Genomic DNA, 12,012 nt, shown 5'->3' on the forward strand with positions numbered 1-12,012 from the left:
AAGATATATTATGACAAGTGTAAGCACGGCGATATAGTAAAAAAGGGGAAGGATTTTATGCAACAATCCTATCAAGTGAAGTTAGATACTTTTGAGGGTCCGCTGGATCTTCTTTTACATTTAATTAATCAATATGAAATAGATATCTATGATATTCCCGTTTCTAAAATTACAGAGCAATATATGCACTATATACATACAATGCAACGACTTGAATTAAATGTTGCTAGTGAATACTTAGTGATGGCTGCTACGTTATTGGCAATGAAAAGTGCACTTCTCTTACCAAATCAGGAATTAGATCTAGAAGAGGAATATGAAGAGGATCCGCGTGAGGAATTAATGCGCCGGTTAATTGAGTATCGTAAATATAAGGAAGCTGCTAGTCAACTTCAAGATAAAGAATCAGATTTAAGTTATAGTTTTACAAGGCCAGCTCAAGTTATATCGTTTAAGAATAGTCCAGAAAAAGTTATTGCAAAAGGTGAAATGTCTATCTATGATATGCTTGCAGCAATGCAAAAAGTATTTGATCGCAAAAAATGGAATCGCCCATTAGAAACAACAATTCAGCGAACAGAGATACCCATAAAACAGCGAATGGAAGAAGTTATAGCTCAATTGCAAGGTCATAGACTAGGTGTTTCATTTGATACGTTATTTGAGTATCCGTCGCGTTCTCATATAGTTGTGACTTTTATGGCTGTACTAGAGCTAATGAAAAACAAAAAAATTTACTGCAAACAAGAATCGCATTTTGATGCATTGATTATTTATAGCATGGAGGATAACGCGTGAAACTAGCTAATTATAAAGCGATTTTAGAAGGGTTATTATTTGCCACTGGAGATGAAGGATTAAATAAAAAACAAATGAAAGCAGTATTAGAAACAGATGTAGATATAGTCGACGAAATTATTCTCGAATTAATGGATGATTATAATCTCGATGAACGTGGTATTATGCTTGTTGAATCTAAAGGTACGTATCATTTGGCAACGAAACCAGAGCATACAATCTATTATCAAAAGTTACTGGAATCTCCACACACGTCAAAGCTTTCGCAAGCAGCACTTGAAACGTTAGCCATTATTGCTTATAACCAACCAATTACTCGAACAGAAATTGAGGATATACGTGGGGTTAAAAGTGATCGTGGTGTTCAAACGCTTTTGTCTCGAGCATTAATTGAAGAGGTTGGGAGAAAAGATGGAGTTGGAAGGCCAGTAATGTTTGGAACTTCTGTTGATTTCCTTACATATTTCGGATTAAAGTCTATAGAAGAATTACCGCCATTACCAGAAAGTGTGAATGAATCAGATGTGAGTGAAGAAGCGGATTTATTTTTCGAGAATTTTGAAGCAAAGATGAATCAAACGAATGAAGAGAAGTAGCATACAATGTGTTACTTCTTTTTTTATGAGTGCGTGATTGTTAGTGATCACTATGGAGATCACTTTAGCGATCTTTCGAGCGATTAATACTTGTTTTGAAGAGGGTAAAGAAGCTAATGGTACCAAAACTATCCGTTTATCATAGGCTACGGTTGAGGTGATTTGATGGAGAAGAATACAAAAGCTTATATAACTGATTTATTAGAGTGGTCATATGCAGTGGAAGAATTGTTGCATCGAAACGACGATCAACGTCAAGAGCTATCAGGTTGGGATGATTGGAAAATTCAACTAGAAGATGGATTGCGTGAGCAAAGTTTGTCTGAAAAAGAAACCCTGTATTTAAGAGATGAAGCTCAGCGTTTCGCACTTCGTTTAGAGCAGGAATTAAACAACGGAGCGGTTCCAATAGGAAAACATAAGCTACCACCATTACCATATGATTATGATGCACTTGAGCCTTTTATTTCGGAAAAAATAATGCGCTTGCACCACGATCAACATCATAAGTCTTATGTAGATGGATTAAATAAAGCTGAAGTAGCCATTTATCATGGAGAAACTGATAATAAAATGTGGAAGCATTGGTTTAGGGAGCAAGCATTTCATGGATCTGGCCATTATTTGCATACTATTTTTTGGTTTAATATGACACCAAATGGAGGCGGAGAACCACAAGCTAACAGCATACTTGCCAAACAAATAAACAAAGATTTTGGTTCGTTTAAAAAATTTAAACAAATCTTCACAAAAGGCGCAGAGTCTGTTGAAGGAAGTGGTTGGGCGTTGCTTGTATGGTCTCCTCGAGCACAACGATTAGGAATCCAAACACATGAGAAACATCAACATTATGCGTTAGCCGATAGTATTCCATTACTTGTACTTGATGTATGGGAACATGCATATTATCTACAATATGAAAATGATCGCAGTGACTATATTAAAGCGTGGTGGAATGTAATTGATTGGGAAAACGTTAGACAAAGATTTGAAGCAGCTAAACAGATTACCTGGAGGCCATATTAAGTAGATGACGTAATTGTTTCAGGTCATATGCTCGTCCTTTCTGCATAAGATTATAGAGAAAGTATGTAGAGAGGATGTAAAAAATTGAAATCAATGCTGCTAATTATAATAGGTTGTATTTGCTTGTTGACAATCAACCCTAAAACTGTTGAGGCGAATCCTAGTGTAACAGCTCGTAATGCTATTCTTATGGACCAATCGAATGGAGAAATTCTATATGAAAAAGCTGCTGAAGATCCAGAACTGATTGCTAGTATAACGAAAATAATGACAGCAATATTAGCAATTGAATCAGGTAAAATGGAAGATACTGTTACTGTAAGTCGCGAGGCTGCTTACACAGAAGGTTCCTCTATTTATTTGCAAGAAGGAGAGAAAATAAAATTAAAAGATCTTGTTTATGGTTTAATGTTGCGATCAGGAAATGATGCTGCAACAGCAATTGCGGAATATGTTGGTGGTAGTGTAGAAGGATTCTCTTATCTGATGAATGAGAAAGCGACTTGGTTAGGGATGGAACAATCACATTTTGATAATCCGCATGGTTTGGATTCGGAATCACACTTTTCAACTGCATATGATATGGCTTTATTAACCAAACACGCCATGGAAGATGAACAATTTGTGACAATAACTGGTGCGCAATCATATCTTTCCGATCAACGTTCTTATGCTTGGGGAAATAAAAATAAACTACTAACTACTTATTACTCCTATACAATTGGAGGAAAGACTGGTTATACAAAGGCGGCTGGTAGGACACTGGTTTCTGTTGCTAAAAAGAATGATGTCACGTTAATTGTAGTGACTTTAGATGACCCAAATGACTGGCAAGATCATATTCGCTTATTTGATTGGGGATTTGAACAATATAATCTATCATCAAGCACAAGTTCATTGCAAGACCAATTAGCAGTAGGAATGCAAAGTAAAAAACGGGTGAGCTTCATTGAAACTGTTATTACTTTTTTCAATAAAATGGTCGGTGTGATGTAGATGGTCAATTATATCTGGGCTGGTATGTCGATTATAGGAATTATTTATGCAATGATTAACGGAACAATGGATCAAGTGAATGAGGCGATTTTTTCGAGTGCATCAGAAGCAGTAACTTTATCTATAGGTTTAATCAGTGTGCTCGTCTTTTGGTTAGGCTTAATGCGTATTGCAGAGAAGGCTGGCATTTTAAGTAAGCTTTCGACACTCTTCAAACCACTTGTAACGAGGTTATTTCCTGAAATACCTAAAGATCATCCAGCAATGGGTTATATTCTTTCAAATTTCATTGCAAATTTATTTGGACTTGGAAATGCTGCTACCCCAATGGGGATAAAAGCAATGAAGGAAATGAAGTTACTTTCAAATTCTGATAAGGCAAGTCGTTCGATGATCACATTTTTAGTGATTAATACATCAAGTTTAACGCTAATTCCGACAACAGTGATCGCAATTCGAATGCAATATCAATCAACCGCTCCAACAGAAATTGTTGCTACGACTATAATAGCTACACTTGTCACAACATCATTGGCTATTATAATTGATCGACTATTTTATTTGAAAAGGGTGAGTAAAAACAAAAAATGAACACCATTACATTAATCAGTGCATGGATTATACCTAGTATGGTGATGATTGTTTTAATTACCGGTACAGTAAAAAAACTCCCTACATATGAATTATTTGTTGAAGGTGGAAAAGAGGGGATAAAGACAGCAATTTCGTTACTACCATTCTTATTAGGTATGATTGTATCTATTGCTATCTTTCGAAGTTCAGGAGCTTTGGACGCATTTATAAGTTTACTACAACCTGTATTGTTATTTTTAGGTATTCCTAGTGAGATAGCACCTTTAGCCTTCACAAGACCAATATCAGGAACAGCTGCATTAGCAATTACTGCTGATTTAATCAAAATACATGGACCCGATTCGTTTATTGGAAGACTTGCTTCTACGATGCAAGGAAGCACAGATACGACGTTTTATATTATTACTGTTTATTTTGGTGCAGTAGGTATTCATAAAATGGGAGATGCATTAAAAGTTGGACTAATAGCCGATTTTATTGGTATAATAACATCAATTATAGTTGTAACAATTGTATTTTCACAATAAAGCGTTAACGCTACTGTTAACGCTATTGTTTTGTTGCGCTTTTTCTGTCAAAATAAACTATACAAAACCAATTATTAAAAATCGAATGAAATTATGGTGATAATATGTCAAATAATGAAGAACGTTTACAGAAAGTGATTGCACACAGTGGAGTCACTTCTAGAAGAAAAGCTGAAAAACTTATCGAGGATGGTAAAGTAACCGTTAATGGAAAAAAAGTTAAGAAGCTAGGTACGAAAGTAACACCAGACGATAAAGTTGAAGTAGAAGGTTTACCACTTGAAAAGGAACAACATGTCTATTATGTTGTATATAAACCTAGAGGTGTAATTTCTAGTTTGAAAGATGATAAAAATCGAAAGGTACTTACAGATCTAATACCGCACTTAAAAGAACGGGTTTATCCTGTTGGAAGATTAGATTATGATACTTCTGGTATTATTTTGCTGACTAATGATGGAGAATTTACACAGTTATTAATGCATCCAAGTCATGAAATGGATAAAGTTTATGTCGCCAAAATCGAAGGTATCCCGTCAAGAGAAGCGATTAAAGAATTGAGAAATGGTGTTAAATCTGAGGGAGAAGTTTTAAAAGCTATTCATTCTAAAATTTTATCTACTGATGAACAAAAAAATACCGCAATAATGGAACTAGTCTTGCATCAAGGTAAAAATCGTCAAGTAAGAAGGATGTTTGAGGGGATTAATCATCCAGTAAAAAAACTTAAACGAGAGCGTTATGGATTTTTGACGTTGCAAGGTTTACAGCCAGGTGATTACCGTGAATTAACGCCGCACGAAGTCAAACAGCTTCGTAATGAAGCATTACAAACAAAAATAAAAGAGTGACTTTATTATTCTAATTAGTCAAAAGTCAGGTGTTTATTGCGAAATATGTTGAAATAATCACCTTTTTCTTCTAATGACCAAGTTAATAAAGAAGATGCTCTAATTAATGCAAAGGTGCTAGGAAGGGGTATTTGGGATGGATGAAAACAATAAGATACTCGTGGTTGAGGATGAGGAAAGAATTAGACGCTTGTTAAAAATGTATTTAGAAAGAGAAGGGTATATTGTCGAAGAGGCAGATGATGGTTATCGAGGCCTTGAATTAGCAATAGAAGAAGAGTATACATTAATAATATTAGATCTCATGCTTCCTGGACAGGATGGTATTGTAGTTTGTAAAGGTATCCGCGAAAAAAAAGCGACGCCTATCATTATGCTCACAGCCAAAGGAGAAGAAGCAAATCGTATTGAGGGTTTTGAAGTCGGTGCAGATGATTATATTGTTAAACCATTTAGTCCTAGAGAAGTCGTGTTACGAGTAAAAGCTTTGCTGAGAAGATCATCTTCCATACCAGCATCAAATATAGAGAAGGTAACAAAAGATATACTCGAATTTCAACACATTTTGATAGAGAATGATGCGCATCGTGTTTTAGCAGGCGGTATTGAAGTTGGATTAACCCCAAAGGAGTATGAATTGCTCCACTTTTTAGCAACTTCGCCAAATAAAGTCTTTGATCGCGAACAACTATTAAAGGAAGTATGGAAGTACGAATTCTTTGGTGATTTACGCACAGTAGATACACACGTGAAACGATTACGTGAAAAGTTAAACAAGGTATCTAAAGATGCTGCTAAAATGATTGTCACGGTCTGGGGAGTAGGCTACAAATTTGAAGTAGCTGATGAATAATGTTTTGGAGAAGTGTTGTATTTAAACTCTGGGTAACTTTTTTGATTGTTATTTTTGTCGTTTTAGCAATTATCAGTTTTTTTCTACTAGAATTTTTTGAAAGTTACCATGTGAATCAAGCAGAGGAAGAATTATTGGATACTGCTAATAAAGTTTCAACAATTCTTAGTGAGTACGAAGATCAAGAACTTATTGAAAATATGATAGAAACAATTAAAGATCCCGCAAGCCGGATTATTATTGTTGAAGATCAAGAATATAGTTGGATATCTGAAAGTTCGGATGAAACACTTCCTCTTATCACGAGCGAGTGGTTATTCGAAAATGAGGAATACAGAGCTGTATACTTTAGTGATAATGTGGTAAAGAGTGAGACAACACTGCATGACGGTACGAAAGTCTTATTGATAGGTACTAGGTTAAATGACCAAGTTGGAGCAGTTTATGCTTATCAATCAAGTACTGTCGTTGCTGCAACTACAGAACAAACTACGCGTATTATTCTCCTAGCAGCTGCAATTGCCATTGTGTTAATGACTATTTTTGCGTTTTTTCTATCAACACGGATAACAAAGCCATTAATTCAAATGCGTGAAGCTGCGTCTGAATTAACAAAGGGTGAATTTCGTACAAAAGTACCAATTTTAACACATGATGAAATTGGTGAATTGGCTATGGCTTTTAACCGGATGGGAAGACAACTTAATTATCATATTGATGCACTAAGCCAAGAAAAAGAACAGTTATATAGTATTTTACGATCAATGGCTGATGGTGTTATCACATTAAATCGAGTAGCAGACATTATTGTTTCTAATCCACCAGCAGAAAAGTTCTTAAAAGATTGGCGTTACGAGCTAGACATAGAGGATAAAGAAATTTTACCTAATGAAGTAAAAGATCTTATGCAAGAGGTAATAGCAATAGAATCTGAGTCAATGCGTGAAGTATTTATTCAAGGACGAAACTGGGTTATGATCATGTCTCCATTATATGATCAAACTAAAGTACGTGGTGTTGTTGCTGTCATTCGTGATATGACAGAAGAACGAAAAATGGATAAATTACGTGAAGACTTTATTGCAAATGTATCGCATGAATTACGTACACCGATTTCCATGCTACAAGGTTATAGTGAAGCAATTGTCGATGATATTGCTGAATCAAAAGAAGAAAAAAATGAATTAGCACACATTATTCGAGATGAGTCACTACGAATGGGTAGACTCGTTAATGAATTGCTTGATCTTGCACGAATAAAAGCAGGACAAATTCAATTAAACCAAGAACATATAGAAGTAGATCTATACGTTGATCGAATTATTCGAAAGTTCAAAGGTCTTGCTAACGAAAAACACATTTCTTTAAGGTACACTATTACGAATAAAGATTTAATCTTATCTTTTGATCCAGATCGTCTGGAACAAGTCTTAACTAACCTAATTGACAATGCAATTAGTCATACACAAGAACATGGAGAAATTGTTGTTGGTATAGAGGAACAAAAAAAGAAAGTTCTTTTTACTATCATGGATAATGGATCAGGTATTCCTCAAGATGACTTACCATTTGTATTTGAGCGATTTTATAAAGCAGATAAATCAAGACAAAGAAAAGCAGGAAAGAAAGGCACAGGCCTTGGATTAGCTATTGCCAAAAATATCATTGAAGCACATCGAGGTAATATATCGGTTCAAAGTAAACATTCTGAAGGTACCACTTTTTCTTTTGAGCTACCAAAAAGTAAGGATAACGCGTAAAATAATTAAATAATGTGTAATTGGTGTATGTAACATAACAGGGAATCTGGTGTGATACCAGAACTGTCCTCGCAACTGTAAGTACAGACGAAATGAATAAATCCACTGTATCAATTAGTCGGTATGGGAAGGATTCAAAGTAGATAAATGTACGAGTCAGTAGACCTACCAATTTCACTTTATCAATGCTTCGAGGAATGAGCAATTGATTTGTTTTTTTTGTGTGATTTTTTTACCTAATTATGCAAATTATTGTTCAGTCCTCCAAAAAATGGAGGAATTTATAATGAAAAATCACGTAAAGTTGATCATGGCCTTTTTAGTTAGTACACTGATCTTATTAGGTTGTGGCCAAACAGAGACACCAGATGAAACTACTAATGCTAACGAGCAAGCAGTCAATATAGTAATTTCAACAGATAATGGAGAAGAAGTTATTTCTGATGAAACGATTGAAATAGAAGAGAATGAAATATTGATGGACGTATTGGAAGAAAATTATGAAATTGAAGATGTAGATGGCTTTATTACCTCTATAGATGGTGTAGAACAAACAGATGATAAATTTTGGTTGTATGAAGTAAATGATGAAGAAGCTCTTGTTGGTGCAAATGAATATGAATTATCTTCAGGTGATGAAGTTGTTTTTGATTTACATGGAATGGAATAATTAATGAAGCGGACATATCGTTTAACATTAATTGCTGTGTTAGCTTCATTGTGTGTTGTTGGACGAGTTGCTTTTCAGTTTTTACCAAACATACAGCCTGTAACTGCCATTATTATCATTACGGGATTTTTTTTAGGACCAATTTCCGCTTTCTTTTTAGCAGTTATCACTACATATATATCTAATTTGTTCTTAGGTATGGGAATTTGGACGATATGGCAAATAGTTGCATGGTCGTTTATCGGTATTTTCAGTGGATTAATAGGAAAGATACATTTTAAAAAACCTTTTATTCTTTTATTTGTTTATGCACTTTTAGCTGGTCTATTTTTCGGCTTTACATTTGCTTTCACGAACTACGTTATTACAGGAAAGTTTCTAGCTTACTATTTAGCTGGTCTGCCTTTTGATATCTCACACGCTATTGGTAATGTGTTATTCCTGTGTGTATTGTATAAACCACTTTCTCTCATTTTCAAGCGATATTTACAGACATAAATAAACGATAGAGTGTAACCTTTTGTAGGAAGTAACGACTAATATATTAGGACGGGAGGTCTTATAAATGAAGACCACGTTTGAAGATTTATATAATAAGTATCATCAAGATTTGTTTCAGTATATTTTTTATATGGTCAAAGACCAATCTTTGGCTGAAGATCTTATTCAGGAAGTATATATCAAAGTACTAAAGTCATATGATTCGTTTCGGGGTGATAGTACAGAAAAAACGTGGTTATTTTCTATTGCAAGGCACACAACGATGGATTCTTTTAGAAAACAACAACGAAACAAACAACGATTAATAGATTTTTTTAATTTTAATAAACAGGAATCTGATTTTAAAGACCCTTCCGACTTACCTGAAGAGGTTGTTATTCTTGATGAGGATATGAAAAACATTTATTATCAATTAGATCAATGCAGTCTAGGTCAAAAACAGGTCATAATATTGCGCTTTATTCAATCTTTATCGATTCAAGAAACAGCAGATATTATGGGATGGTCAATCAGTAAAGTGAAAACTACACAGCATCGAGCCATAAAAAAAATGCAAAAATTACTACTAGACACTCACATAGAGAGGAGGTAATAATCATGGATCAACAGAGGTTGGATGAAATAGATTTAGAAAAAAAATTAAATAAAATGCCTAAAGTAAAGGATCAACAATCAAAGGAAATCTTGTATAATAAAATCCAACAAGAACTAAATACAACACCAAAATCTAAACAAAACCGATCTTGGGTTATTCCTTCTCTGGCATTAATAGCCGCATTGTCGGTAGTTTTTATTTTTATCCGCAGTACAAATACAACACTGTTTGATAATGCAGATCAAATAGAAAGTAGTGAAGATAGCTTTACTTCACAAGAACAAAATATTTCAGGTGACACAAGTGAAGAAAGTGTCGGTTTAGTTGAAACAGAGGTAAATATAGAAAGTATGTTGTATTATCATGAAATTGAACAGGAACAGACATTCACACTGACTGTAGCTGATCAAAATTATCAATACGCAATCCCAATCACTTTAGTTGACGCTTCGTCAACCGGAGAACCGAATGATTACTACAATCGAATTAATAGTTATGTTGAAGATTTAGTTGAAAGTGTTGGAATAAAAACATTTCCATTTGAAGATATAGTATTTGAGTTTATTGATAACAAGGAACAACTTTTTATGACTGTTCCAAATGCATATCAATTTCCTAATGGTTCTAGTAACGCAATTATGTTTCAACAAATGCTTGATTTTATGTTCACACCGTATGGAATCAGTGAAATTAATGTACAAACAGAATCTGCTGATCCAGTTGATTTAGGTCCATATGGCGTTATAGATAAATTTCCTTTGCGAAAGATAACAAATCAGGTGTACAAAATTTATCAGTACGAAGATCTAGAGAAGTTGCTCATCCCTACAAGTGTTAATGAAATAGTATCGATTAACGAGGCACTAACGCTTATGCAGCTGGATGAAGGGAATTATATCAAAGCACCTATTCCAAAGGATGTGTTTTTTAACGCTGAAGACAATGGTAAGGATGAAATGATTATTTCATTTTCAGAGTCAAATCAATTCTCTAATAATCAGAGAACCGCGTCGATGATCGAAGCAATCCTAATTACCGCAAAAACGTTTGGTTATAGTAGTGTTGTTTTTGATATCCCGATTGATAGTGATGTAGTAGGGGAATACAGGCTTCATGAATCTATTCCTGTACCTGATGGTGTTAATCCACTTGTTTTACATTAATTATTAACACAACTATATTACTTAAAAAACAAGCGGTAATCGATTACTGTTTTGCGTTTGGATTATATTTGATCTATTACCTGACATTGTTTAAAAAGGTCTGCTTTTTTTTTAAAATTGTTGCTTATGACTGAATTAACATAGACTCAGTCGTAACTGCCATGTTGATTTCCGCTTCAGGCAGTCGCTTTCCGCGGGCAAGTCTGCAGCTAACTTCGAAAAGCAAAGAGCACTTTCCGAAGTGGATCTTCAGATCTTGCTTTTCCCGCAGGACTTTGAATTTACTTCCTGAACCCACACCGCACGAAGAAAATCGAACTATATTTTCAAGGATCGACTGCCTTACGCTACAATCAATCATCATAATGTGAGAAGCTGTTGTCATAAGCACAATAAAACTTTATCACCAGCAGATAATATATTAATTTTAATCTCTATCCAGCGAAGGAAGTAAATGGAGGAGACTCCTGTGGAAACAGCACAAGTGGATCTTCGACTGTGCCCACGGAAAGCGAATCAATATACTGACGTAGCGGGTGAGAGTCTTCTCTTACGACAGCGTTTCTCTCATGTAGGTCAGATGGAATTCAGATGATTTCGAAAGAGGCGTGGAGTCAATTTCTATTTTGGATTGTGAGAAATCCTTGTTATACCAAGACTTAAGTACCTGTTTTACACTGTGAAAGTTGAGTTATAAAGTAATTCAAACTAAAAAGTGAAGGAGCCATTTGATAGTGGTTCCTTCACTTTTTGAATAATAACAAACTATTTTTCATATTTGAAAGGGTCACGATCAAATGATTCTTGAGCAATTTTGATCGAGTCAGTCGGGCAACCTTCATGTGCGTCCAACATATCCTCTTCTAATATTTCTGGTATTTTAACGTTCCCTGTATTATCATCTAAGAGAACGTAGGCAATCCCCTCATCATCATAATCATATATATCAGGAGCTGCTGCCCCACATGCACCGCAGGCAATGCATGTATCTTTATCCACTATTGTATAATGAGCCATGCTAACTCTCCCTTCTTGCTCTTTCATGTTTTATTAGTAAAGTATATCTATTTTTACTATTTTAC

General features: G+C 34.8%; 15 protein-coding genes and 1 riboswitch. Of the genes, 14 read left to right on the forward strand and 1 reads right to left on the reverse strand.

The features are described 5' to 3' along the window. Positions 1 to 57 precede the first annotated feature (57 nt). The 14 genes from D2K60_RS07055 to D2K60_RS21120 all read left to right on the forward strand — a co-directional run bounded on the left by D2K60_RS07055 (position 58) and on the right by D2K60_RS21120 (position 11,525). Positions 58 to 798, forward strand: coding sequence for a segregation/condensation protein A (locus D2K60_RS07055; protein ID WP_117169316.1), 741 nt, complete (start codon positions 58 to 60; stop codon positions 796 to 798). Next, a complete protein-coding gene (gene scpB, locus D2K60_RS07060) occupies positions 795 to 1,394 on the forward strand; it encodes an SMC-Scp complex subunit ScpB (protein ID WP_117169317.1) in 600 nt (199 codons plus the stop codon). The genes D2K60_RS07055 and scpB overlap by 4 nt, the downstream gene beginning before the upstream one ends. A 165-nt stretch (positions 1,395 to 1,559) precedes the next feature. Next, positions 1,560 to 2,420 (forward strand): superoxide dismutase, encoded by an 861-nt coding sequence (locus tag D2K60_RS07065; protein ID WP_117169318.1) that lies wholly within the window; start codon positions 1,560 to 1,562, stop codon positions 2,418 to 2,420. 93 nt (positions 2,421 to 2,513) lie between these two features. Then, complete coding sequence (locus D2K60_RS07070; RefSeq protein WP_117170352.1) at positions 2,514 to 3,416, forward strand: D-alanyl-D-alanine carboxypeptidase family protein; 903 nt, start codon at positions 2,514 to 2,516, stop codon at positions 3,414 to 3,416. Then, a complete protein-coding gene (locus tag D2K60_RS07075; RefSeq protein ID WP_117169319.1) occupies positions 3,417 to 4,007 on the forward strand; it encodes a nucleoside recognition domain-containing protein in 591 nt (196 codons plus the stop codon). Continuing rightward, positions 4,004 to 4,537 (forward strand): spore maturation protein, encoded by a 534-nt coding sequence (locus D2K60_RS07080; RefSeq protein ID WP_117169320.1) that lies wholly within the window; start codon positions 4,004 to 4,006, stop codon positions 4,535 to 4,537. Before D2K60_RS07075 ends, D2K60_RS07080 begins: the two co-directional genes overlap by 4 nt. Before the next feature lie 104 nt (positions 4,538 to 4,641). After that, positions 4,642 to 5,388, forward strand: coding sequence for a pseudouridine synthase (locus D2K60_RS07085; RefSeq protein WP_117169321.1), 747 nt, complete (start codon positions 4,642 to 4,644; stop codon positions 5,386 to 5,388). 136 nt (positions 5,389 to 5,524) lie between these two features. After that, entirely contained in the window at positions 5,525 to 6,241 is a 717-nt protein-coding gene (locus D2K60_RS07090) for a response regulator transcription factor (protein WP_117169322.1), read from the forward strand. After that, entirely contained in the window at positions 6,241 to 8,001 is a 1,761-nt protein-coding gene (locus D2K60_RS07095) for an ATP-binding protein (protein ID WP_117169323.1), read from the forward strand. The genes D2K60_RS07090 and D2K60_RS07095 overlap by 1 nt, the downstream gene beginning before the upstream one ends. Positions 8,002 to 8,005: 4 nt before the next feature. Further along, positions 8,006 to 8,188: riboswitch (cobalamin riboswitch) on the forward strand. 99 nt (positions 8,189 to 8,287) lie between these two features. After that, a complete protein-coding gene (locus tag D2K60_RS07100) occupies positions 8,288 to 8,671 on the forward strand; it encodes a DUF4430 domain-containing protein (protein ID WP_240335272.1) in 384 nt (127 codons plus the stop codon). A gap of 3 nt (positions 8,672 to 8,674) precedes the next feature. Further along, positions 8,675 to 9,169 carry an ECF transporter S component gene (locus D2K60_RS07105; protein WP_117169324.1) on the forward strand — a complete coding sequence of 165 codons (495 nt, stop codon included), beginning with the start codon at positions 8,675 to 8,677 and terminating at the stop codon, positions 9,167 to 9,169. Positions 9,170 to 9,236: 67 nt separating this feature from the next. Then, on the forward strand, positions 9,237 to 9,764 hold the full coding sequence (locus D2K60_RS07110; RefSeq protein ID WP_117169325.1) for a sigma-70 family RNA polymerase sigma factor: 528 nt from the start codon (positions 9,237 to 9,239) through the stop codon (positions 9,762 to 9,764). A 5-nt stretch (positions 9,765 to 9,769) separates the two neighbouring features. Further along, a complete protein-coding gene (locus tag D2K60_RS07115) occupies positions 9,770 to 10,930 on the forward strand; it encodes a hypothetical protein (protein ID WP_117169326.1) in 1,161 nt (386 codons plus the stop codon). Positions 10,931 to 11,399: 469 nt separating this feature from the next. Further along, a complete protein-coding gene (locus D2K60_RS21120; RefSeq protein WP_275896244.1) occupies positions 11,400 to 11,525 on the forward strand; it encodes a hypothetical protein in 126 nt (41 codons plus the stop codon). A gap of 170 nt (positions 11,526 to 11,695) precedes the next feature. Here D2K60_RS21120 and D2K60_RS07120 read toward each other — a convergent pair whose 3' ends face one another. Continuing rightward, on the reverse strand, positions 11,696 to 11,947 hold the full coding sequence (locus D2K60_RS07120) for a ferredoxin (RefSeq protein WP_117169327.1): 252 nt from the start codon (positions 11,945 to 11,947) through the stop codon (positions 11,696 to 11,698). Positions 11,948 to 12,012: the final 65 nt, after the last annotated feature.

Source organism: Paraliobacillus sediminis (assembly GCF_003426055.1).